This is a genomic window from Acinetobacter sp. FDAARGOS_724, from assembly GCF_013364475.1.
Taxonomy (GTDB): domain Bacteria; phylum Pseudomonadota; class Gammaproteobacteria; order Pseudomonadales; family Moraxellaceae; genus Acinetobacter; species Acinetobacter variabilis.
Genome location: NZ_CP054908.1, coordinates 546771 through 569575, shown reverse-complemented (window position 1 = coordinate 569575; position 22805 = coordinate 546771). Strand labels below are relative to the sequence as shown.

The 22805-nt window shown below is 40.0% G+C and carries 18 protein-coding genes and 3 pseudogenes; 4 read left to right on the top strand and 17 right to left on the bottom strand.

Annotation, left to right across the window (positions count from 1 at the left end; translation table 11 throughout):
* The first annotated feature begins 20 nt into the window (after positions 1 to 20).
* On the top strand, positions 21 to 884 hold the full coding sequence (locus FOC32_RS04050) for an IS982 family transposase (protein WP_034705383.1): 864 nt from the start codon (positions 21 to 23) through the stop codon (positions 882 to 884).
* Between the two features lie 166 nt (positions 885 to 1050).
* Here FOC32_RS04050 and FOC32_RS04045 read toward each other — a convergent pair whose 3' ends face one another.
* From FOC32_RS04045 to FOC32_RS04025, 5 genes are read right to left on the bottom strand one after another with little or no spacing between them, the layout of a single operon-like run.
* Entirely contained in the window at positions 1051 to 2664 is a 1614-nt protein-coding gene (locus tag FOC32_RS04045; protein ID WP_175966424.1) for a Tn7-like element transposition protein TnsE, read from the bottom strand.
* 2 nt (positions 2665 to 2666) lie between these two features.
* Positions 2667 to 4199 carry a TnsD family Tn7-like transposition protein gene (locus FOC32_RS04040; protein ID WP_175966422.1) on the bottom strand — a complete coding sequence of 511 codons (1533 nt, stop codon included), beginning with the start codon at positions 4197 to 4199 and terminating at the stop codon, positions 2667 to 2669.
* Positions 4200 to 4203: 4 nt separating this feature from the next.
* Positions 4204 to 5880: an AAA family ATPase gene (locus tag FOC32_RS04035; RefSeq protein WP_168409105.1), complete on the bottom strand. Its 1677-nt coding sequence runs from the start codon at positions 5878 to 5880 to the stop codon at positions 4204 to 4206.
* 14 nt (positions 5881 to 5894) lie between these two features.
* Complete coding sequence (locus FOC32_RS04030) at positions 5895 to 7991, bottom strand: Mu transposase C-terminal domain-containing protein (protein WP_175966420.1); 2097 nt, start codon at positions 7989 to 7991, stop codon at positions 5895 to 5897.
* On the bottom strand, positions 7978 to 8787 hold the full coding sequence (locus FOC32_RS04025) for a heteromeric transposase endonuclease subunit TnsA (protein WP_005233265.1): 810 nt from the start codon (positions 8785 to 8787) through the stop codon (positions 7978 to 7980). The genes FOC32_RS04030 and FOC32_RS04025 overlap by 14 nt, the downstream gene beginning before the upstream one ends.
* Before the next feature lie 356 nt (positions 8788 to 9143).
* On the opposite strand from FOC32_RS04025, the pseudogene FOC32_RS04020 reads away from it, so the two are divergent.
* Positions 9144 to 9909 (top strand): annotated as a pseudogene (locus FOC32_RS04020) (IS5-like element ISAba31 family transposase).
* Positions 9910 to 10249: 340 nt separating this feature from the next.
* Here the strand turns inward: FOC32_RS04020 and glmS are convergent.
* From glmS to FOC32_RS03975, 9 genes are all read right to left on the bottom strand, one after another.
* Complete coding sequence (gene glmS / locus FOC32_RS04015; protein WP_175966416.1) at positions 10250 to 12088, bottom strand: glutamine--fructose-6-phosphate transaminase (isomerizing); 1839 nt, start codon at positions 12086 to 12088, stop codon at positions 10250 to 10252.
* Between the two features lie 12 nt (positions 12089 to 12100).
* Positions 12101 to 13465, bottom strand: coding sequence for a bifunctional UDP-N-acetylglucosamine diphosphorylase/glucosamine-1-phosphate N-acetyltransferase GlmU (glmU, locus tag FOC32_RS04010; RefSeq protein ID WP_175966414.1), 1365 nt, complete (start codon positions 13463 to 13465; stop codon positions 12101 to 12103).
* A 20-nt stretch (positions 13466 to 13485) separates the two neighbouring features.
* A complete protein-coding gene (locus FOC32_RS04005) occupies positions 13486 to 13962 on the bottom strand; it encodes a phosphatidylglycerophosphatase A (RefSeq protein WP_052209084.1) in 477 nt (158 codons plus the stop codon).
* A gap of 22 nt (positions 13963 to 13984) precedes the next feature.
* Positions 13985 to 14902: a thiamine-phosphate kinase gene (gene thiL / locus FOC32_RS04000; RefSeq protein ID WP_175966413.1), complete on the bottom strand. Its 918-nt coding sequence runs from the start codon at positions 14900 to 14902 to the stop codon at positions 13985 to 13987.
* Positions 14903 to 14919: 17 nt separating this feature from the next.
* Positions 14920 to 15369 carry a transcription antitermination factor NusB gene (gene nusB / locus FOC32_RS03995; RefSeq protein WP_175966411.1) on the bottom strand — a complete coding sequence of 150 codons (450 nt, stop codon included), beginning with the start codon at positions 15367 to 15369 and terminating at the stop codon, positions 14920 to 14922.
* 4 nt (positions 15370 to 15373) lie between these two features.
* A complete protein-coding gene (gene ribE / locus FOC32_RS03990; protein ID WP_004280926.1) occupies positions 15374 to 15844 on the bottom strand; it encodes a 6,7-dimethyl-8-ribityllumazine synthase in 471 nt (156 codons plus the stop codon).
* 11 nt (positions 15845 to 15855) lie between these two features.
* On the bottom strand, positions 15856 to 16977 hold the full coding sequence (gene ribBA / locus FOC32_RS03985; RefSeq protein WP_104426889.1) for a bifunctional 3,4-dihydroxy-2-butanone-4-phosphate synthase/GTP cyclohydrolase II: 1122 nt from the start codon (positions 16975 to 16977) through the stop codon (positions 15856 to 15858).
* A 411-nt stretch (positions 16978 to 17388) separates the two neighbouring features.
* Positions 17389 to 18900 (bottom strand): aldehyde dehydrogenase family protein, encoded by a 1512-nt coding sequence (locus tag FOC32_RS03980; RefSeq protein ID WP_175966409.1) that lies wholly within the window; start codon positions 18898 to 18900, stop codon positions 17389 to 17391.
* 336 nt (positions 18901 to 19236) lie between these two features.
* Complete coding sequence (locus FOC32_RS03975) at positions 19237 to 20205, bottom strand: alpha/beta hydrolase (protein WP_175966407.1); 969 nt, start codon at positions 20203 to 20205, stop codon at positions 19237 to 19239.
* Between the two features lie 519 nt (positions 20206 to 20724).
* On the opposite strand from FOC32_RS03975, the gene FOC32_RS03970 reads away from it, so the two are divergent.
* On the top strand, positions 20725 to 21315 hold the full coding sequence (locus FOC32_RS03970) for a TIGR00730 family Rossman fold protein (RefSeq protein ID WP_005233278.1): 591 nt from the start codon (positions 20725 to 20727) through the stop codon (positions 21313 to 21315).
* Positions 21316 to 21573: 258 nt separating this feature from the next.
* On the opposite strand, the gene FOC32_RS03965 is transcribed toward FOC32_RS03970, so the two are convergent.
* The 3 genes and pseudogenes from FOC32_RS03965 to FOC32_RS03955 form a co-directional block, all read right to left on the bottom strand.
* Positions 21574 to 21810, bottom strand: coding sequence for a VF530 family DNA-binding protein (locus FOC32_RS03965; RefSeq protein ID WP_004280931.1), 237 nt, complete (start codon positions 21808 to 21810; stop codon positions 21574 to 21576).
* Between the two features lie 153 nt (positions 21811 to 21963).
* Positions 21964 to 22089, bottom strand: a pseudogene (locus FOC32_RS03960) (IS4 family transposase); the annotation flags it as partial.
* A gap of 84 nt (positions 22090 to 22173) precedes the next feature.
* Positions 22174 to 22365 (bottom strand): hypothetical protein, encoded by a 192-nt coding sequence (locus tag FOC32_RS03955; protein WP_005233279.1) that lies wholly within the window; start codon positions 22363 to 22365, stop codon positions 22174 to 22176.
* A 206-nt stretch (positions 22366 to 22571) separates the two neighbouring features.
* On the opposite strand from FOC32_RS03955, the pseudogene FOC32_RS03950 reads away from it, so the two are divergent.
* Positions 22572 to 22727 (top strand): annotated as a pseudogene (locus FOC32_RS03950) (IS982 family transposase); the annotation flags it as partial.
* Positions 22728 to 22805 lie beyond the last annotated feature (78 nt).

Here is a 22805-nt window from a genome sequence, read left to right as displayed (position 1 = left end):
TTATAAAACAAGGCTTCTCAATGGATCATATTACCGAATTATTTTGTATTTTGGATGATTTCTGCAAAAAATTTAATGAATCTTTAGAGAAAGCTTTAATTTCTGATCAAAAAACCAAGTTGAAAAAGTCAGCTTTAAGCTTGTCTGAGGCAATGACCATTGTCATTTTATTTCATCAATCCGGTTTTAGATTCTTCAAATATTTTTATTGCCAAATGATCATTCCATTCTGGAAATCTGCTTTTCCTAAACTGCTTAGCTACAACCGATTTATTGAAATCATGCCCCGTTGTTTGCAAGCTCTGAGTAGTTTCTTCCACCAAGTGAAAGGAAAAGATACGGGAATCAGTATCATTGACTCCACTAAATTGGTAGTTTGCCATAATCTTCGGATTAAAAGGCATCGTGTATTTAAAGGCTTGGCCGGTCGTGGAAAAAGTAGTACGGGTTGGTTTTATGGCTTTAAATTACATCTCGTTATCAATAATTTAGGTGAAATTATTAATCTCAAACTGACATCGGGAAATGTTCATGATGTTGCTATATTAGAATCTTTAACTCAAGAATTAAAAGGAATCCTACTCGGAGACAAAGGCTATTTGAGTAAAGCAAAAGCCGAAGCTTTAGCAGCAAGAGGACTGAAAATATTGACCCCATCACGTCGGAATATGAAAAATAAACCTATCCAAACTGAAGAAGAAAAACAATTACTTTGTAGAAGAGGATTGATCGAAACCGTGAATGATCAATTAAAAAATTTACATCAACTTGAACATTCACGTCATCGTTCGGTAAATAACTTCATGGTGAATATCATGGCTGCTGTAGTGGCTTATTGTTTGAATCCCAATAAACCAACTTTCCAAAATATGCTAAAAGGCTAAGCAGATTTCGTCGAACTCAGGTTAAGTATTTTAACAGCCTGAATAAGTCTTTACTAAAAAATTACCGAAAGACATCCTTTATAGGGGGGAATACTTCAATGTTTACAGTATTTGTCACCAACACACGATACATGTACAGCATTACTTTTAATCGTATTATCTAGGATTAATTGAGTGGAGAACGCCCTAAGGTAGATAAGTGTCTGATAATATTCTGCCGCCATAGCTCTATTTCATCCGAAGTATATTGCATGGATTTCTGTGACTTTTTAGGATGATGAATGGTTTTAAATGACCCCCATTCTGAAAGTGTTTCCTTAGTAGGCCAACGTAAAGAGCGTTTCACAATCATCCGTGTAAGTTTCTTAATGACCTCTTGACTAGGCTGTGTGTTAGCCTTCCATTGAATTATTAGGGTAGAAATACTCTTCACGTGGTCATCAAGATCAATTTCAAAAATACTTAAAGCCTTGCCTTGATATTTGAATCTGAACTCAAGCAATGTTCGAGGCTGATCTTTATAGGTGTAGTGTAGCCGTGATTTACCTACCTTGGGTAAACGATGGTAATGTGGATCTTCGGAGTCTAATACGATAACCTTTGACTCATTTAAGCCCAGGATCATTTCTTTGAATGCGGTAAGGCCTTCACTGTAATATTCTAGATATTGCAGATCATCTGCGAGACCCATGAATTCACCTTGACCAATGGTTCCTAATATTGATGGTTCATCTGTCGCAACGACATCTGGATCATCAAAGGTACCTCGTTCTTCCCCATATGATCTGTTCATCCCCTTGTGTTTTATATAGCGTTTTGCGGTACGGATCGGTTGCTGAAAACTTAACAGTACTGGTTCAGATTTGATAATCACTGCACCCTTATCTGAACTTGCTTCCTGTAGATCATCAATATCAGGTTCTTCTGGCATTTTTTCAATACGATAGCTACCTTTTGTTGAACTGTTCTTTCCATTCTGTTTTTGGATAAAGTGAGAGCTAGAAAACTCAACCAGCTTAGGAAGTTTGGGTTGTATATTTTTAATTTCAAGAATTTCATTGATATAAATCTGATCTGATTCTTTTGAGTAATAGGCTTTTACCGTAATTTCTGTATTTCTTAAAGACGGACAACTAAAGTCGAAATTCCATTTCTCTCTTGATCTGTCTTGATATTTTTGTGAAATAAAGTGGGCGCCAATACTTTTATAGCAGGCTTTGATTTCACGATTAATCAGGATCCAAGAGAGAACACTGCGTATTTCAACAGAGTCATAGAGCGTAGAAGGAAAACTTTTTGACACTAATTCATGAATAATGTAATGATCTTTGGTTCTTTTTTGGACAAAGAACTCTGCATCCAAAAATTCTGGATTGAACACATTACGAGCAAAGTATGCATTATGAAAAAACAAAGCACGGGCAAGTTCAAGCTTGGGCAAATGCACTAAGGTATTTTCATAGCGATGATCAAGATCAGTCATGATCTGAGACAACTGATTTTGTTTGCTATAGATGTTGCATGTATTGTGCCAGCGTCTGAGATGTTCGATTTTATAAGTCAGAATGAGTGGCTCTGCCGATTTGTAATCTGGAGTTGGTTTTAAACATCTTTGACGTGCAAGTAAATGCATATTTGAAAATCTAACCCCGAGAGGATATTTTTTTTTCGACATCAGGTCGTTGAGTTGGAGTTCGATCATCCAAGCTTGGTTTTTTTGTTCTTTATAAATAATCCCTATTGAACGAATAAGGGCATTCTCAGGAAAGTTTTTCAGCATTATTACACCTTAATAATCTGATCATATTGTATGACCTGGTTGAGGAAGGTTCGGGTTTCTTTTGTCATTCTGTCTGTTGTTAAGCCAGCTTTTCTGAGTAACACCCACAAGGGGATAGACTCATTTTTGAGTTTATTTAGCAGAAGTTCACGTGATAAGCGCCGAATTTGATAGCAGCTAACATCCTCTTGGTATGTGCTTAGAAATTTTACGATTAGTGGCAAGCTATCTAAATTCTTTTCAATAGTTGATGGGTTTTTTAATTGTTTGATCCACCAAGTTTTTGTCCGTCGAGGAGAGTCAAGATTATCGACTAATTTTTGATTTAAACGAAGTAAATATTTAACACCATCCCAATCACGTTGTCTCCAATTGACCTTTTTTCCAGAGGGAATAAAAGGCATCTGTTTCTGACTGTTGGTCTCCATCAGCCACTTCTTATCATTACGGTACAGCCAAGCATAAAGTGCTGTATTCTGTTTTCTTGCTTCAATAATGGAATTTTGTGCTAAAGCTGTTAACCATGAATGGCGTTGAGCCTGGATAACCTCGGACTGTAAGTTTTCCTGTGAGGTGTCATTTGAAGGACGCATTGGGGTAGCATGGCAGGCTTTCACCTCTTTGAAGATATCTTGAAAAGACCAATGACTTCCAGCATAAAATGCTTCAATTACAATTAAATGTTCTAAGTAGCTGAAGCTACGTCTATGCTTTCTAAAGATATTTTTAAGCCAACTATTTTCTGTGTCTATCTCACCTAGTCCATGTTGTACTAAAAATGACATAGACCAGCGTTGCATGATTTTCTGATAAATGAGTTCATATATGATGTGATGATCGCCTTTGACCATACCGTACTTTGAGGCAAGGGTTTTATAGAAAAGCGTCCATTGCTGTAAGGTGGCAGAAGAGCTGTTTGCAAGTGAACAGAGTTCAGTGGCTTTTTGGGCAATCAAAATTTCGTCTGGGGATGCGGGTTCTTGTTCAAGTATTGGACAATTATCCACACAGGCGGCTTTGAATTCATGCTTATGGATTGGTCTGTATTTCACCCTACTATTAAGTAGCTTGCCATGTTGAGGGCAGCAAGTGACGCCTGGAACTTGCCATAGTCTTGACCAATACCATTCTCCATATATTTGTAATTGTTCGTCGAAACACTGAGGGCAATAGCGTAAGTATTCTGGAATACGAACTTTTGATGCATTCAACCCCACTGTTAAGTGTAAGGCACCATGCGATGCTCCTTGCATGAATCGTAAGCAGTCCTGTCGTCTTTCTTCAGGAATAAAGAATGTATACAGTGGAAATAATGTGTGATGGTTAATGAGATACATTACGTCATAGTGTGCTGAGGGTAGCCACTGCAGAATTTTGTCCAAATGAGAGGGAAGATCTACGGTCGCAGAAACTTTACGGTTCTGAAACACTTCATCGAGGAGCTGTTTGGGACTGGTAAGTGCCAAACGTATTCCAGCACGCGCTACAGTACTATATATCAGCTCATCGACATGAGGCATCGGAAAATTAAACATACTGTTAACTCTCCCTGAGCCATTGCTCAATATCGAGCACGTACTCTGTGTGGTTTTTCAGATGTTGGTAAAAGGATAGGTGGGATTCTTTTTGACTGTATTGAAAACGTAAATCAGCACTTTCTAAGCGATGCCAGACTGCAGCAGTATTCGTGGATTTTCGAGTAGATTGAGGCGCCTTTTTCTGCTCTTCGTCCATTACTTTTTCGAGATCATTTTCATCTTTGAGCCATTGCATGATCACTGGCAACAAAATTTGTATATCTGTATCTGGATAAGACTGAAAAGCTCGTTTAATGATGTTGGGTAATAGATCTGATTGATAGCCCAATTCAATCAGTAGACGATGCATACGGATCGCCTGTGAATTGCCGTCATAGATATCGACATCATCTTTTTCGAAGTGTGCTTTTCTGATTTTCTCCTGTAAGTACAGGAGCTTTTTGTCGACTTCAGGAATAATTAAGTCTGAATACTGCGCAATTCTTGCAGGATCTTGACTACGTAACGCCTCAATCATGGCATGGATTGGGATCATATCCTGCTCATAGGTGGTCTTCAGCAGTTTGATGGTGATGCGCTCTATCCCAGTCTCAATTGCTCGGATTTGAGCCAGTACAAACAGTTTAACAACGATATCAGGTATACCTTGTGACAGTTCATACCAACATTCTCGTATATCTTCAGACAGGGTTAGGTCTGCTTTGGTCAACCATTGGTATTTCCAAAGTGTATCTGTAAACCCCACCCATTCAGACTTGACGACTTGCTGGGTGTGAGGAGAAATACTATTTTTTTCATTTTTAATCGGCTCCCATAACACAGCGCCAAATCCAATAGCTCTTCGGGCTGATCTGAAATCAGCATCAAATATAGGGCGGGCTTTTGGGGTTCCTACCATTACGACTGGCAAACTGATGATATTGACAAGCGTGACGAAAAAATTAAGCATCTTTTTTTCACCACCGGACTTGTTGACGCTTAAGTGCTGAATTTCATCAATAATTAATAAGCCAATCGCATGTAGATTGGCGATTTGGCTCATCAGATGCATCAGAGTTTCAATGCCGTGCCTTTTAAGAGCATATTTTTTCTCATAATCCGAACCAATAGCAGAATCCACGGCTCTAAAGAAATGCAGACATAAGCTTTTTAATGAACCATCGTGCGGACAGTCAATTTTAAGGTAGACAATTTGGGTAAAATTATATTTCTCATGAAAAATGACCTGAGGATATGTAGCTAGGATCCGATTTAATGTGGTGGTTTTTCCACTACCTGAACAACCAATGAAAGACATACTTTTTGCGGTTGACTGGGCTGTTTTAAAGCGAAATGCATTAATTTCACCTGTCATCATCCGTTCGTAACCATTCTGCAGATGAGTGGCTAAATTACCATTCTCAAGATTACGTGCGACATATCCATCACGAATCATAATTGCGATCTTTTGCTCAAGTGAATAGTGTCTTGAAATTGGAAGAAAGAAACTATTCATTAGCTGAGCAATCAGGTGGCTTCTGACTACCCCAGGTTCATGTTTTTCAAGTGGACTGATGTCTACAGTACATTTCAAAGCCGTTTTAATATCGTTAAAATCACGTATTGGCGGCAAGGCTTCAATGAGCGGGTTACCTTTGTATTGACCAAAGCTCGGTTGATAGATAGCTTTTACTTTCATGGTTGTTCCTCACTTCAGTCATCATCAAATAGTTGATCAAAAAATGCAGGTCGATCATATGAATCATGCTCATCGGTCTGTGCTGCATTTTTTGAAAAAGGAAGGATGTTGCTTGGCAGGTCTTCACTGAATTCACTTTCGGACAGAGAGTTTTTCAACATCTCTCGTTCTTTATCACGTGCTTTTAGACGATTTTCTTTGATCTTGGAAAGACGCTGAGCATTGCTGTGAGTCGATGCCCGCGTGGATGCAATGGCTTTTTGAATAATCTCCTCATTTGAGCGCTCTAATTCAGCCCGTGCGAGTTGCAATGACATATGGTAATTTGCTTGTATTGACTTTTGCTCTTTTTGAACTTTCCAAACCTCCCAAAAGCTGCATCCTATAAATTCTCTTGAACGTTGGGCTAGATGTGCTTCCCAGCAATCTGATGTCGAAGGAGAGAAAAAGAGATACACTTTTTCTGCATTAGCAGGATCGTATGCCACGGTTATTTTTTTGGGGCGACGTGTTGAGGTAGACCGATGCATCCAGCCATTTTCTAAGATTTCTTTACAAATATAGTAAAGGCCAAAAACCTTGATACCTAAATGAGAGAGAGTACCTTCAGTTCGGGGCAAGAGTGCAATATAAATAGCACGTTCAGAAGCTGTTCTTAATTTTCCGGTCCGGTTTTGGATTCCCCAATTCCATAACTGTAATGGAATATTGGGAAGATCTGTTGGCATATCAATATCACGATCATAGGATCTAATCTCATGTGTCTGATTATGCATTAATACAGAGTTGAGTATGATCTTAGTAAATTCATGCACAGTCAGAGTGGCATCTAAACGGTAGTCTGTGCCACCACGTTTCTTTTCTTTAATAGGCTGTACAACACCTGGCGCATACGGCTTAAATTCGGCTTGGATAGTACGAAAATAGCGTTCAATGATACCTTTGAGATCACCTCTGTATGCCGGTGCATTTTCAATTCGTATAGCAAAACTTTTTTCTAGATGTTCAATTTGATGACCAAGCAATTCACCGCGATCCGCTAAAATGGCTTCAGGTAAACCAATACAAGGCCAATCTTCAGAGCGTATTTCACGGCCAAAATTTTTACAGTATTCGACTTTGTCACACATAGCGATGCGTAGAACTTGCATGCTGGTGACATAGGAGGGATTTTCAAGGCCGACATACATACCGGTCACCATGCGACTAAATTCATCTATCATGAAATAGACAGTCGGGCGGCCGATAATGCATGCACGATCAGAATCAGAGATAAGATATATATCTGCAATTGTGGCATCAATTTGATATCGAGAACCTGGCCCCAAGACTTGAGAGTTTGTTGTAGATACTAAAGGCCTTGTATCTTTTAAATATTCAATTTGATGAGAACGTTTTTTCAGCCTGATGGTGCGGTTGAAATCTCTCTCATAAAAATATTTAAATTGCCAAAAAGAAGGATATTCGCTCTCTGGTATATCAGGGTAACGTTCTTGATAAAGTATCAAAAATTTTCGGTAAGCGTATTTGACCGAAAATTTTTTGTCATTCAGTAAATATTGATTGATGACTTTTTTAAATAAATTTTCGACAGTGGTATCAATTAATGCACCTGTCCCTTCAGAAATGACACGTGGTCGTCCTAATTTATTTTCAGTCACTCTTTTTTTTATACCTTTTCCCCCAGAATTATAGTAATGAGGAATAAGTGCATTAGGTGTCATGCCACGTTGCCAATAGTGCCGTAATAAACGATAAATAGTTTGCTTAGTCGCGACTTTTTCTTGTACAAGTTGGTTAATCAGATAAGCACGCTCTTTACGTTCATAAAATCGTTCATGTTCAATAACTGGTTTGATTATGGCAAAGTTTTGATCACGCTTTGTTTGGTAGATAGATCCTTCCGTTACAGTGAACAAACTGAGATCAGAGAATGGATCATCAGTCAGTTCGGCTTGCCCTAGTTCAATTCGTTGTTCGAGTTCTGAAATTGGAAAGAGTTCGGGCAATGCTTTGTCAGACTCAATATCTATCCAAACCAAATGCTGAGGATATATTTTCAGAATGCGAAACCGATGATCTAGTTTATAAACATGATTAACCTGAAACATTTTTAAGTTTCTCCAAATGTTGAATATTCCCGATCTCAATGTCCCGACCACGTATTTTTCTATAGCTTTTGGAGATATCGAACAAAAAATACCGCTGGGCAAGCAGTTCTCTTATTTCTAGAAGAGATGCGCCTGTTTCCATGGAATACTGAGTGTCAAGGTATTTGGATAGCTCTATCAGGGTAAGTTCAGGTTTTTGGAGAAAATGACTCTGATAAAAGTCTATTTTTGAAAAGATATGGATATCGTCAGTTGCTCTATTCAGTGGGTAGAGCCATTTAATATTTTCTATTGCTGTTGGTGAAATCTCTTTTTCTGTAACGACAAACCAAGGTACTTGTTGTTCATCCCAATAACGTCTTTCAAGTTCCAATTGGGCAATGGTCTTCTTTTGATCTAGGTGCGCGGACTTGATAGCTTTTATAACAAAGCAAGGAGGCTTTAGCGGGGAGTTGTTTACAACAAAAAAAGTTGAAGTAAGAATTTGATGAACATTCTTTTCGATAGGGTGCTGAATTTTTAAATCTTCAGCAATTTGCAGGGTAGTTGTAAGATCAAGTGGAATTTGCTCGCGTATATCTTCGACCTCTTGAATTCTGTCTAATGCGAGAAATAAAGCTAACTCTAAGTCAGAAAATAAATGATGAGTTCTTTGGGTTTTATAACCATATACACGGCTAGACCGTTCCGTCAGGGATTTGTTATCTCTAACATTTAAAAAAGGCTTATATGAATGTAATCGCCCTTGGCCACGTCCTTCTTGTAGCCAGCGTAATTGTTGTTCTTTTGATGCCATCTGAAACCCCATACTTTTCTTTAAACCTAGCACTTGATTTATTTTTAATCAATATAGTCTTATATTTTATTTTTATGAATTAAATATTTTTACTTAGTATGATTGTTTATTTCTATTTAAATATTGCTGTTAGGGTGATAATTAAATTATTTTATTTTTAATAATCAAGTATTTATTTAATTTAAAGTTTGTAATTGTAATGATTAATATATTACTTTAACTTATGAGAAAAAATAAATTTTATATAAAAATTTATAGATTTCTTGAGGACTAAATTAGGGTGTGTTGACACTTTTAGCTTAAAAAAATAGCGAAGTAGTAAAATCAAATCACCAAACCCAATTTTACTATTCGCTATGCCTCGTACCATGCTGACAGATCAACACTGGCAAAAGTTGAAAGTTATTCTGCGTAATTTATCCATTCACCACAACTCAAATTTACGCAATTTTATTGAAGCTATTCTCTATAGAATTAGAACAGGCTGTCCGTGGCGAGATATTCCTTCTTGTTTTGGTCATTCAAACTCTATTTTCAAAAGTTTTAATCGTTGGTCAAGCAGCGGTAAGTTACGTAGATTATTCAAATTACTAGCCTCATGCCCCGATATGGAATGGATTTTTATTGATGGCTCTCATGTACGTGCTCATCAACATTCTGCCGGCATAGCGAATCAATCTATTTCTAAAAGTGTAGGAGGAAACTCCTCAAAAATACATTTGATTGTTGATGCACATGGCAATCCTATTGATTTCATGATTACCGATGGAACCACACATGATGTTAAAGTTGCGCCTGATTTAATATCAACATTAGATTTAAAAGAGACAAAAGTGGTATGCGCAGATAAAGGCTATGATTCAGAACCACTGCGTGAACAGATCAGGAAAACAGGGACTAAAGCGAATATACCAAAGAAAACGAATAGCCAATCGAACAATGACCATATGGACTGGTATTTATATAAAATCAGGCATTTAGTTGAAAATATGTTTTGTAGATTAAAGCAATTTAGAGGAATAGCTACTCGATATGACAAGCTCAAAAGAAATTATCAAAGTTCTGTTGCCTTAGCCTGTATATTTTTATGGTTACCGTTATAGGGTTAATTATGAACAGTAAGTGTCAACAGACCCTAGATTTTTTAGTGAAATCGAAAAATTTATATTTTTATTGTAGAGTAAAATAGTTTAATACTTGATTTTTTATAACTTATTGATTTTATTTATTAAATTTTTAAATAACTATTTAAATAAAGTATCATCCTTTCTTGGTTTGTGCTCTTTAAATATAGCCACGAAATAAAAAAGTCCCATACTTTTATTTTAACACATTGAAAATATAAATATTATTTTATATATGTCAAAAAAAGTATGGGACTTTGTTACACTAAGTCTAGGCTTTATTACATAGTATTGAACTATTTTACTTTCTTACACATATAACAGGCTAATTTTATGAGTTATTCTACTGTTACTGATTTTGCCAGATTACGTGGCTGGTCAACATCAGTACCACGCAGGACTGCCACATGGTAAGACAGTAGCTGTACTGGAATACAATAAACAATTGGCGCTAAAACAGCGTTTACTTCAGGAATATGTACGACATGCTGGCGTTCTTTGGCTTTAATACCGCTATTTTCATCGGCAAAAACAAAGAGCTCACCACCACGTGCCTGAACTTCTTCCATATTGGATTTCAGTTTATCAAGCATGTCATCCTGTGGCGCCAGAATCACTACTGGCATATCATTATCCACCAGTGCCAATGGACCGTGCTTCAGCTCACCCGCCGCATAACCTTCCGCATGAATATAAGAAATTTCTTTCAACTTCAGTGCACCTTCCAGTGCAATCGGGAAGTGTGTACCACGACCGAGGAACAGACAGTGCTGTTTCTCTACAAAGAGTTCAGAGAGACGCAGAATTTCATCATCATGACTTAAAGTATCTAGAAGTACCTTAGGCATATGCCATAGTCCAGTGGTGATCTCAGTCATCTGTTCAGCTGAAATGGCATTTTTCACTGTACCAATTTTTAGCACCAGTAGCATTAGTGCAGCCAGCTGAGTGGTAAAAGCTTTGGTTGAAGCCACACCAATTTCAGGACCCGCTAAAGTCAGCAGACTGTAATCTGTTTCACGTACCATTGAAGAAGTTGCAACATTACAAATCGTCATCGTAGTAATGTGTACACCTTTTGACATAGCACGTTTTTGGGTATCACGCAGAGCAGCTAAGGTATCGGCTGTTTCACCTGACTGAGAAATACACACATAGAGTGTGTTATTGACAATCACTGGCGTACGGTAACGGAATTCACTGGCAATCTCGACCTGACAAGGCAGATCAATCAGCTGTTCAAACCAGTATTTAGCAATCATGCCAGCATGGTAACTGGTACCACAGGCAATAATTTGGATTTGCTGGATTGTTGAAAAATCCTGTTCAGCATTCACCAGAAAGTCTTCACGCAGTGTATTGCCATTTAGGGCTTGTGAAATGGTCTGTTTTAGCGCTTCAGGCTGCTCATAGATTTCTTTGAGCATGTAGTGCTTATATTCACCCTTAGAAGCATTGCTCACGGTTGCATCCAGTTCTTTTACTGGGCGATCCACCAGTTGACCATCCACAAATACTTCAATGGTAGTACGGGTCAGACGTGCAATATCACCTTCTTCCAGATAGATGAAGCGGTTGGTAATTGGTAATAAAGCCAACTGGTCAGAACTGATAAAGTTTTCACCAATCCCGACACCAATCACCAATGGTGAACCTTCACGAACAGTAATCAATTCATCTGGATGATCTGTATGTACGATCCCGAGCGCATAAGCACCTTTCAGCTGTGGTACAACCTGACGAACAGCTTCAAGCAGGCTAGGGGCAGATTTCAGTGCATCATTGACCAGATGGGCAACCACTTCGGTATCGGTCTGAGAAGTGAACACATAGCCTAAAGCTTCAAGATCGTCTTTCAGCTCCTGGTAGTTTTCAATGATACCGTTATGAACCACAGCGACATTGCCGGATAAATGGGGGTGGGCATTGTTTTCAGTCGGTTTACCATGAGTTGCCCAGCGTGTATGAGCGATGCCTAATGAACCATTAATCTGTGATTCATTCACAGCTTGTTCAAGGTTCGCGACTTTACCCACACGACGTTCACGGAGCACTTGGCTATTATTGATTAAGGCCAGACCCGCAGAGTCATAACCACGGTATTCAAGACGTTTTAGGCCTTCAATTAAGATATTGCTGATATTACGTTCCGCGATGCCACCGACGATACCACACATACTAACTTCCTCTTATTTCTTGATTTTTTGCGGACGATGATAGTTTTCTTTGGCAAATTGCTTAGAACGTTCTACCGCTAAACTGTTCTCTGCCACATCACGGGTAATCGTTGAACCCGCTCCCACTGTCGCGCCATTACCGATCTGGACCGGTGCAACCAGAGAGCTGTTAGAACCAATAAAAGCATGATCCCCAATGATAGTCTTAAATTTGTTGGCACCGTCATAGTTGCAGGTAATCGTCCCTGCACCAATATTGGAACCGCTACCGACTTCAGCATCACCTAAGTAAGTGAAGTGATTCGCTTTGGAACCTAGACCAATACTAGAATTTTTCACTTCAACAAAGTTGCCAATATGGACTTCAGCTGCCAGTTTTGTCCCTGGACGCAAGCGTGCAAATGGACCAATCTGTGCATCTTCACCGATAACAGCATTATCAAACACGCTATATGGCTGAACTTTAGTACCCGCAGCAATCTTGGTATTTTTAATCACGCAGCCTGCACCGATTTCAACATTATCACCGAGTTCGCAATCACCTTCGATAATGACATTGATATCGATCCGTACATCTTTACCAACAGTGAGTTGACCACGTAAGTCAAAACGGCTTGGGTCAATCAGATGTACACCTTGCTGCATCAACTGTTTAGCTTGATAAGCCTGGAACTGACGCTCCAATGCAGCCAGTTGCACACGGTCATTGACGCCTTCCACCTCGAAAGCCAGCTCAGGTTCTACAGATGCAACACTCATACCATCTGCCAGTGCCATTGCCACGATATCCGTCAGGTAATATTCACCTTGGGCATTGTCATTGCTTAAATGTGGTAGCCATTCATGTAATTTGGCATTGCTGACTGCATAAATACCGGTATTAATTTCTTTAATTTGACGCTGTTCTTCAGAAGCATCTTTATGTTCAACAATGGCTTGAATCTGACCATCTTTACGCACAATACGACCATAACCACTGGCATCTGCAAGCGTTAATGTCACTAGGCCAATACCTTGCTCTTGAGTAGCATCGAGCAGATTCTGAAGCGTCTGCTGGCTAATACAAGGGACATCACCAGACAGGATTAGTGAAATACCATCTTTCGGCAAAACAGGTAGTGTCATTTGTACGGCATGACCGGTACCAAACTGTTCAGCTTGTTCTACCCACTGGATATCTTGGTCTGCAAATGCGGACTGAACCTGCTCACCGCCATGACCATAAATGGTAATAATATTGTCTGCATTGAGTTTTTTTGTTGTGTCGACCACATGGCCGAGTAAAGGTCGTCCTGCAAGCGGTTGTAATACTTTCGGTAAGTTGGAACGCATACGGGTTCCTTTACCTGCAGCAAGAATAATCACAGTCGTAGACATGTTCTAATCCTAGATATGGCTTAAGCCATCGTGAAGTAAAAATAAATCCAAATACAAAGTGCTGCCCAGAGGCCAGCGATAATGTCATCCAGCATGATGCCAAAACCACCCCCAACCTGACGGTCAATGACTCGAATCGGCCAAGGTTTCCAGACATCAAATAATCGGAACAGGGCAAAGCCAATGAGTAGCCATAACCAGTTCATCTGACCTAAATAGATCAGTGGCAAAAAGGTAATGGATTGTCCTGCAAACTCATCCCAAACAATACGTCCATCATCATGTACACCCATGACTTTGGCTGTTTGGCCACAGATATATATGCCAATCAGGGACATGATGACAATGGCAAAAAGACTATTTACAAAACCTAAGTAGAGCCAGATGGGTACAAATAAAAGTGCAAAAGCTGAACCAAAAGTTCCGGGCGCTTTAGGCGCCAGACCAGAACCAAATCCTACCCCACTAAAGACAATGAGCCGGTTGATCCATGACATGCTTTTAAAATTGATCGCAAGTTTATGCAAAATGTTGATATCCGTTAAATTGAAGTGAATGATCTACGCCATCTTTTTCAAAAGTTAAACCGTGTTGCTGCTGAATGGAGCCAATCATACTAATCGAAACATCCAGATGTTTTTGCAATAATTTTTCATAATTTTGCGGGCTTATTGTAAAGCATAACTCGTAGTCATCACCACCCGCGAGTGCGTATTGCCAACGCTGTTCATCATTTAATGCCTGCAGGGCAGGACTGATCGGTAACTTTTCAAGTCCTAAAGTCGCTCCTACCTGAGAAGCTTTGAGAATATGTCCCAGATCCTGTGCGAGGCCATCCGAGACATCAATCATACTGTTGGCTAGGCCTTTTAAGGCAGTACCCAACTGACAGCGTGGGGTTGGATAATCCAAACGTTTCTGTAATGGATGACCAAGATGATTTAAAGCAAAAGCAGCATCACCCACTGTACCGGATACACAAATCAGATCACCAGGCTTAGCACCTGAACGGGGTACAGCTTTACCAATCTCTACCCAGCCCAGGGCAGTCACAGATAAGGTCAAATGAGGACTTTGTGTGGTATCACCACCAATTAAGCTCACACCAAATTGATCGCAACAATCATAGAGACCCTGACTAAAGGCTTTTAACCAGTCATGATCAATTTGGGGTAGGCTCAAGGCGAGTAAAATACTATGCGGGGTAGCGCCCATGGCTGCAATATCAGAAAGATTAACAGCGACAGATTTCCAGCCAATCGCATGAGGATCGGTGTCTAAAGGAAAATGACGTCCAGCAACGAGGGTGTCGGCACAGATGACCAGTTGTTGCTGTAGAGGAGGGGTGAGCAAGGCTGAGTCATCGCCAACGCCTAAATCGACAGAATTTTTATTCTGACGATTAAAATAGGTATCGATAATCGAAAACTCAGCCATACAACAATTCGACTAGATTAGTTGGCTTGCTGTTTTTCTGCTGCACGTAAAGTTGTCGCTAAACGGTCCAATACACCATTGATGTATTTATGGCTGTCTGCACCGCCAAAGTGTTTAGCTAACTCAATTGCTTCATCCAGAACCACGCGGTATGGAATCTCAAAATGTTCTTTGAGTTCATAGGCGCCTAGGCGAAGTGTAGCGAGTTCTACACCATCAAGTGCAGAAAGTTCACGATCCAGCACAGGGATAAGCAAAGCATCCAATGCTTCATGATTGGCAACCACTTGAGTCAACAATTCATGATAATAGCTGAGATCCACTTTGTGCATGGCATTGTCCACACGAGTACGTGCTTCAATCTCATGCACCGGATTGTGGCTCATCTGCCATTCATAAATTCCTTGTACAGCAAAGCGACGTGCTTTACGTTTTGCTGCATAAGTTGCTTGAAGTGTTTGCGACATAGCGTTAAATAGCCTTTAACAAGTTAACCATTTCAATAGCAGTCAAGGCAGCTTCACTACCTTTATTACCTGCTTTTGTACCCGAGCGTTCAATCGCCTGTTCGATACTATCCGTAGTCAATACACCATTAATCACTGGTAAGCCAGTGTCCAGGCCAACCACGCCCAGACCTTTGGCACATTCACCAGCTACAAAATCGAAGTGAGGCGTGCTGCCACGAATCACAGCGCCCAGCGCGATGATGGCATCGAAACGATCTGAAGCTGCCAGTTTTTTCGCAACTACAGGAAGTTCCCAAGCACCAGGTGCATGAACAACAGTAATATTATCCTCTGATACGCCATGGCGTTTCAATGTATCAATGGCACCTTCTAACAGATGTTCAACAACAAAGCTATTAAAACGACCAACTAAAATCGCATAACGGTCTTCGTTCGCGAGATGCAACATACCTTCAATACGGCGAACTGCCATAGGAACCTCGATTATTTCTCTGATGTTTGTTGTGCGGTGATGTATTCCACCACTTCTAAGTTAAAGCCGGACAGGGCATTGAAACGTAATGGAGAGCTGAGCAGCTTCATTTTTTCCACGCCGAGGTCACGTAAAATTTGTGCGCCGACACCAATGGTCTGATACTGCTGGGAAAGTGCAGCATTGGATTTTACATTTTTTGGTGCTGTCAGTGTATCCAGGGCAGGGCCTAAGTCCTGTAAATGGCGCTGGCCAATCCAGACCAGAACACCACGATCACTGTTTGAAATTTCTTTTAAGGCACGGTCCAGATTCCAGGCCGGTTCACCATCTTGCTTGTTCAGCTTTAATAAATCACGGGTTGGGTTAAAGCCATGCACACGTACAGTCGTCACGCCGTCTTTAGGCTGACCTTTCACCAGTGCTAAATGAATGTCCGGGTTACCGATTTCACGGTAACGATAGAGATCAAACACACCGTATTCAGTATCTATAGTTTGCTGGTCAATACGCTCAACCGTTTGCTCATTGGTCATACGGTAGTGAATCAGATCAGCAATAGTGCCAATTTTCAGGCCATGTTTTTCTGCGAAAATTTCAAGATCTGGACGACGCGCCATAGTGCCGTCTTCTTTGATGATTTCACAGATCACAGATGCAGGTTCCAGACCCGCAAGACGAGACAGGTCACAACCGGCTTCAGTATGACCGGCACGGTGCAATACGCCACCTGGCTGTGCCATCAATGGGAAGATATGACCAGGCTGTACGATGTCACTTGGTTTGGCATGTGCAGCCACCGCAGTTTGAATGGTGTGCGCACGTTCAGCTGCAGAAATACCGGTAGTAATGCCGTTGGCTGCTTCAATTGAAAGGGTGAAGTTGGTTCCGTGCTGAGCGCCGTTGGCATCCACCATCAAGGGTAGATTTAACTGCTGGCAACGTTCTTTGCTTAAAGTCAGGCAAACCAGACCACGCGCATGGGTGATCATAAAGTTGATGTCTTCAGGACGCACGTGGGTCGCAGCAATCACCAGATCGCCTTCATTCTCACGGTCTTCGTCATCCATCAGGATAACCATTTTTCCTGCACGGATATCTGCTACAAGCTCTTCAACTGTATTGAGCGGCATCAACCTTCACCTTCTTTTTTGATCTATACCAGACCGAATCATGACATTATTACTGCATAGTCTAACGCTTTTTAAGCAATTTTGCCTATGCTTATTGCTTTCCCTCAGGGGTTCATTGTTATACACAGTCTTGCGTAGCATGAAAAGTCGACTTTAAATGAAAGCACAGGCTTTATGCTGTATTTTTAAACGATCGGAAAGCATAAAAAATGACAAACTTATTTAAAATCAACATAACTATAAATAATCTCTTATTTTTTATGCAGTTTTATTTATTAGTTAATACAGCTCCTAAAAATACGTATACCTCCTCATTCTTCCCTTTATAAATTTTTTACCAATCAGTTTAAAATTCTGTTTGAAATAATGAATGAATCAGGCGGACCGAAGTCCACCCGAATTTAGATCAGTTTAGAAGAAGCCTGCTGGTTTGGTTGAATAACTCACTAACAGGTTTTTGGTTTGCTGATAATGATCCAGCATCATGCGATGGTTTTCACGACCAATCCCGGATTTTTTATAGCCACCAAAAGCTGCATGAGCCGGGTAGATGTGATAGCAGTTGGTCCAGACCCGACCGGCCTGAATCGCACGACCGGCACGGTAGGATGTATGCGCTGAACGTGACCAGACACCAGCACCGAGTCCATAAATCGTATCATTGGCAATCTTGATGGCTTCATCGAAGTCTTTAAAAGTCGTCACAGCCAATACCGGTCCAAAAATTTCTTCCTGAAAGGTTCGCATGTCATTGGAACCTTTAAAAATCGTTGGCTCGATATAAAAACCTTGTCCCACTTCCTGACGTTCATTACCGCCTAACAAGATTTCCGCACCTTCTTCGCGGCCTGTTGCAATACAGCCCAGAATTTTGTCCTGTTGCTCCTGAGAAGCCTGCGCCCCGATCATGGTCTCGGTATCCAGTGGATGACCTGTCTTAATCCGCTTTACTCGTTCCACGGCACGCTCAAGAAACTGGTCTGCAATACTTTCCTGAACCAGCGCACGTGAAGGACAGGTACAGATTTCACCTTGGTTCAGGGCAAACATAGCGAAGCCTTCCAGGGCTTTTTCCAGGAAGTCATCTTCCTGATCCATAATGTCTGCAAAGAACAGGTTTGGAGATTTACCCCCAAGTTCCAGAGTGACTGGAATAATATTTTCAGTCGCATATTGCATGATCAGCTGACCCACAGCGGTAGAACCGGTAAAGGCAATCTTGGCAATGCGTGGATTAGTCGCCAGTGGACGGCCGACTTCAACGCCGTAGCCATTCACGATGTTTAACACACCTTCAGGCAACAGATCCTGAATCAGCTCAACCAGTACCAAAATACTCACTGGCGTCTGTTCAGCGGGTTTCAACACAATACAGTTTCCGGCTGCGAGAGCAGGGGCCAGTTTCCAGGCAGCCATTAGAATCGGGAAGTTCCACGGGATAATCTGCCCAACCACACCTAAAGGTTCATGAAAATGGTAGGCAATGGTATCTTCATCAATTTCGGAAATTCCACCTTCCTGGGCGCGAATACAGCCGGCAAAGTAACGGAAATGGTCAATGGCTAAAGGAATATCTGCTGCCAGGGTTTCTCGGATTGGCTTACCGTTATCCCAGGTCTCTGCGACTGCCAGCAGTTCAAGATTCTCCTCAAGTCGGTCAGCGATTTTTAATAAAATATTGGAACGGGTAGTAGGGGAGCTGTTATTCCATTGCTGTTTGGCGGCATGAGCCGCATCGAGCGCCAGTTCAATATCTTCCACTGATGAGCGCGGAACTTTGGTAAAGGCTTTACCATCTACGGGAGAGACATTATCAAAATATTCACCTTTGATGGGTGGGACCCATTTTCCGCCAATGAAGTTTTCGTATTGGGATTTAAATTGCACTTTTGAACCGTCAGTATTGGGATCTGCATAACGCATAATTCTATTCCTTGATATGATTATTATTGATGAATGCCGAACCACTTCTGCTCTGCAAAAGTCTTCAGATTCAACATCTCAGCTCTACTATAGAGAGGGAAAAAAATCGCAGGATAAATACTTACAAGCTTGCTACAAAAGGCAACATTTGAATAAAAATAGAATTTATTATTTTTATAAATTTGAATATCTTATTGTTATAACGAAATGATTTTAATATGTAAAAAGCATTACTGATCAGCTTGATATTTTTATTTTATATTCAGGAAAAATAGGTAAATAAAATTATTAGAAAATAAGACAGGCAGAGCTTTCTACCTATCTTATTCATCTGGCTTATAGGGCCTTATTCTCCAGCCATTGAAATAGCTGCTGATAGACCTGCTCACGAACCGGTTTTTCTGAAAGAACCAGATCATGTACCCCATTTTGAATCGAACAGAGTTGCACATCGCCCTGGATTTTCTGTGCATGTTCAATCATGTCGTGTACCTGAAGAATCACATCACTGGTTTGGGCATTACGGTTAAAACGTAGGGGATAAGTGGTTTTATGGGCATGCATCAGCAAAGTCGGAATATTTAAACGTATACCTTGATGAATTTCTTTTTGTGCTTCGTGAATGGCATGTACAAAACTCAGACGCACCCAGTGATAGCTGGGTTTTTTCCATTCCAGATCAAAATGCCATTCCCCCTGATAGCTAATATGTAGGCTGGGCACATAATGACGGTTTAAGCGGCTAGGAAATAGCATTTCCGGAAAACGTTTTCCCAGACGGCTCAATTTAGGCACCACAAACTTTTTCTCAAAAGGTGTCATATTAAAGTCATAAAAAGGACTATTGAGCCACAAGCCTTTAATTAAAGGATGATCTGGATGATGTGCTGCATACAGGGTAGTAATTAGTCCGCCGGTAGAATGGCCACTGAGTAAAACCGTATCATGGCCTTCCTGTCCAATAATTTCGAGAGCCTGACTGATTTCTGCATCGTATTCTGATAGATGATAGACATTATAAAATTTCTGATGGGACATATAGGATCGGCCATATTTACGTAAATCCAACGCATAAAAATCAAAACCTTGCTGATTAAAACGCTCTGCCATTTCAGTCTGGAAAAAATAATCAATAAAGCCGTGAATATAGAGGACAGCTTTAGAGGTGGGCTGGTCTGTCTTTTTGCGGATCAGTGTGGCAACTACTGTACCTTCAGTATCTGGCGGAAATTCTAAAGTGGCCTGTTCATAACCTTCACCCAGAATATCAGGTTGATATTCAAGGCTGGAAAGCGGATGGGACATATTGTTCTACTCATGATTATTTTTATTCACTTATCTTTGTGGATTGGCTTGCATTTGTCAAATCCTGCTGTCTAACCCATTCGAGATCAGTAGTACCATTCAGAGAATAGCCAAATATAAAATCTCAGGTCATTAGTAACCTGATTGACTAATATAAAGATTAATAAAAAACCCCGGCATCCTGCCGGGGTTTTTCGTATTGGTTAGCTCGGTATAACTCCTGTCGTACCTTACAATCCTTGTGCTTATCTATTGTGATTGTTATATGGAACTTCCTGTTCCTGATGTAAGTATCATAGGAAAATTCCACTATCCGGGATAGCCGCAAAGAACCAGAATCGATGTAAGTCAATGCGTATATGTCTGACTAAAAATTATCCATATTTTCTGTAGAAGTGAGGATTTATTCTGAATCATGAGCTTCGATAAACTAGCCGCTTATGGCTATTTTGCCTGTTTTTAAGACAATTTTTTTATTTTAATGCAGTTAGAATATGTTGATTGATGAGGGGATAAAAAATGAAATCTATTGCAGTCTTTTGTGGTTCAGCTATGGGGAATAGCAAAAATTTTAAAGAGCAGGCCCAAGCTTTGGGTGAGTCTATTGCGAATCGTGGAATCACACTGGTTTATGGGGGTGGCCGAGCTGGTCTGATGGGTGTTGTGGCTGATAGTGCCTTAAATGCCGGTGGAACAGTCATTGGAGTGATTCCACAAAATCTGGTCGATGCAGAATTGGCTCATCCGCTGTTAACAGAGCTGCATGTAGTGAAAAATATGCATGAACGTAAAACAAAAATGTCTGATCTGGCAGATGCGTTTATTGCCTTGCCGGGCGGGGTGGGGACTTTAGAAGAAATTTTTGAGCAGTTGACTTGGGGGCAGTTGGGCCTTCATCAGAAACCTTGTGCATTTTTAAATATCCACGGATTTTATGATGAATTACTAAATTTCCTGATGAAAACGACTGAGGCTGGATTTACCCAGTCACGTTTTACCGATGCCTTGATCTTCTCAAGTTCAATTGAGGAAGTATTGGATGCTGTGGAGCATTATCATGCGCCTGAACCGAAATGGAATAAAAGCGTAAAGGCAGTAGAATCGGTATGAGTAATACCCCAACCTTGGCAATAGTCACCGACATAAAATACACTAAATAACATAATTGGTATTTCAATAAACCCTATATATAACAGTTATATAGGGTTTTTATTTTGTGTGGTGTAATTTAAGGTAGAGTAGGGTGCTTTAAGTTTTGGTCACTAATTTTAATATGTAAATCAACAATAATTACCGACATATATATTCTCTTTCTAAGAGTAGTTTACTATTTGGTATAATATTATGATGAGGTTAGGGCTTTGACTGCTACGATTTCTGTTTGGCCTTTTGGCGTAAGACATACAAATATAAGTTTTCTACTTTTTCACGTGCCCATGGGGTGGTACGCAAGAATCGCAATGATGATTTAACACTTGGGTCTATGCAAAAACATCTAATCTCAATTTTACGACTTAAACCTTCAAAGCCACCGTAGTAATCCAATAATTCATCCAAAATGTCAGCAAGTTTTTTACCGTGTAAAGGATCATTGGTGGTGTTCATAATAGATCAATCGTATTTTGGGTGGCCATTATTATAACCTGGGCTAGTTGGAAAACTAGAGAGTTGGAATGTAGGTAATGATGGACTGAATAGCCACCAAAATTCTAGACACACATAACCATATTTTGGACTGCCACTGCTGTCCCACAATTTTTACAAGAGGAAGCTTACGCGAGCTTCCTCTTGATTGATGGAGGCTTTATCGAGTGAAAATAACGCTTTTAAGGTTTTTATTTCAAATAAATTTACTGGAATTATTCTGAGTAAGCGCTGAACTGTATTAGTTCAGAGTTAATCTGATTTTTTATCTTAGGAAAGAAAATTATTTCACCTAACCTTAAAATAATGTTTTTCAGTAACCAGCTAAATTTTTATTTGTTTATAAAGACGCTCTTTAGGGTCTTCATTTGATTTTGTGACTTTATCAGCAAATTTCTTATCTAACATCAAGGCTGCATATGTTTTGGAACCTATCTCCAATCGGTCTACCTTATTTCCTTCTTGTTCAAACTCTTCAATTAATTTATTGACTTTTTTTACGCTGATATCACTCATATCTTTCAACCATTTAATTTGGGGTTCTTTTAATCTAATCTTTAATTATTGAGATTAGATTAAAGTACAAAGCGCATTTAAGGGCTAATAGCTTATGGAGTAATCACCCCAGGTTAATTAACCCGAATCGCGGATAAGAAATAAACTTGAAAAATAAGAGGACTAGAGCCATCAGTTGAGTTACCAAACCTAAAGCTTTAGCCCCGATGTTCAATAGTAACGAATTATTCTGCGTAATTGATGATTTCTTTCTGAAATTTGAAGCAACTTATTGGAAATTTTCTAAATAAAGTCATCAGTCTATAAGAATTCGAATAGCCCAACTCAGCCTCTCAGAAATTAGTTTTATCGTCATTTGGTATATTTAGGACTTGGAAAAATTAGGCTTCATAGAAATGTCATAATTTAGAGATATTAATGTCATCGAACTGGATTAAAAA

What these genes read in the sequence shown, in the direction of transcription:
- FOC32_RS04050 (WP_034705383.1), top strand. Translation starts at nt 21, where the DNA reads ATGGATCATATTACCGAATTATTTTGTATTTTGGATGATTTCTGCAAA.
- FOC32_RS04045 (WP_175966424.1), bottom strand. Translation starts at nt 2,664, where the DNA reads ATGCTGAAAAACTTTCCTGAGAATGCCCTTATTCGTTCAATAGGGATT.
- FOC32_RS04040 (WP_175966422.1), bottom strand. Translation starts at nt 4,199, where the DNA reads ATGTTTAATTTTCCGATGCCTCATGTCGATGAGCTGATATATAGTACT.
- FOC32_RS04035 (WP_168409105.1), bottom strand. Translation starts at nt 5,880, where the DNA reads ATGAAAGTAAAAGCTATCTATCAACCGAGCTTTGGTCAATACAAAGGT.
- FOC32_RS04030 (WP_175966420.1), bottom strand. Translation starts at nt 7,991, where the DNA reads ATGTTTCAGGTTAATCATGTTTATAAACTAGATCATCGGTTTCGCATT.
- FOC32_RS04025 (WP_005233265.1), bottom strand. Translation starts at nt 8,787, where the DNA reads ATGGCATCAAAAGAACAACAATTACGCTGGCTACAAGAAGGACGTGGC.
- glmS (WP_175966416.1), bottom strand. Translation starts at nt 12,088, where the DNA reads ATGTGTGGTATCGTCGGTGGCATCGCGGAACGTAATATCAGCAATATC.
- glmU (WP_175966414.1), bottom strand. Translation starts at nt 13,465, where the DNA reads ATGTCTACGACTGTGATTATTCTTGCTGCAGGTAAAGGAACCCGTATG.
- FOC32_RS04005 (WP_052209084.1), bottom strand. Translation starts at nt 13,962, where the DNA reads ATGTCATGGATCAACCGGCTCATTGTCTTTAGTGGGGTAGGATTTGGT.
- thiL (WP_175966413.1), bottom strand. Translation starts at nt 14,902, where the DNA reads ATGGCTGAGTTTTCGATTATCGATACCTATTTTAATCGTCAGAATAAA.
- nusB (WP_175966411.1), bottom strand. Translation starts at nt 15,369, where the DNA reads ATGTCGCAAACACTTCAAGCAACTTATGCAGCAAAACGTAAAGCACGT.
- ribE (WP_004280926.1), bottom strand. Translation starts at nt 15,844, where the DNA reads ATGGCAGTTCGCCGTATTGAAGGTATGTTGCATCTCGCGAACGAAGAC.
- ribBA (WP_104426889.1), bottom strand. Translation starts at nt 16,977, where the DNA reads ATGCCGCTCAATACAGTTGAAGAGCTTGTAGCAGATATCCGTGCAGGA.
- FOC32_RS03980 (WP_175966409.1), bottom strand. Translation starts at nt 18,900, where the DNA reads ATGCGTTATGCAGATCCCAATACTGACGGTTCAAAAGTGCAATTTAAA.
- FOC32_RS03975 (WP_175966407.1), bottom strand. Translation starts at nt 20,205, where the DNA reads ATGTCCCATCCGCTTTCCAGCCTTGAATATCAACCTGATATTCTGGGT.
- FOC32_RS03970 (WP_005233278.1), top strand. Translation starts at nt 20,725, where the DNA reads ATGAAATCTATTGCAGTCTTTTGTGGTTCAGCTATGGGGAATAGCAAA.
- FOC32_RS03965 (WP_004280931.1), bottom strand. Translation starts at nt 21,810, where the DNA reads ATGAACACCACCAATGATCCTTTACACGGTAAAAAACTTGCTGACATT.
- FOC32_RS03955 (WP_005233279.1), bottom strand. Translation starts at nt 22,365, where the DNA reads ATGAGTGATATCAGCGTAAAAAAAGTCAATAAATTAATTGAAGAGTTT.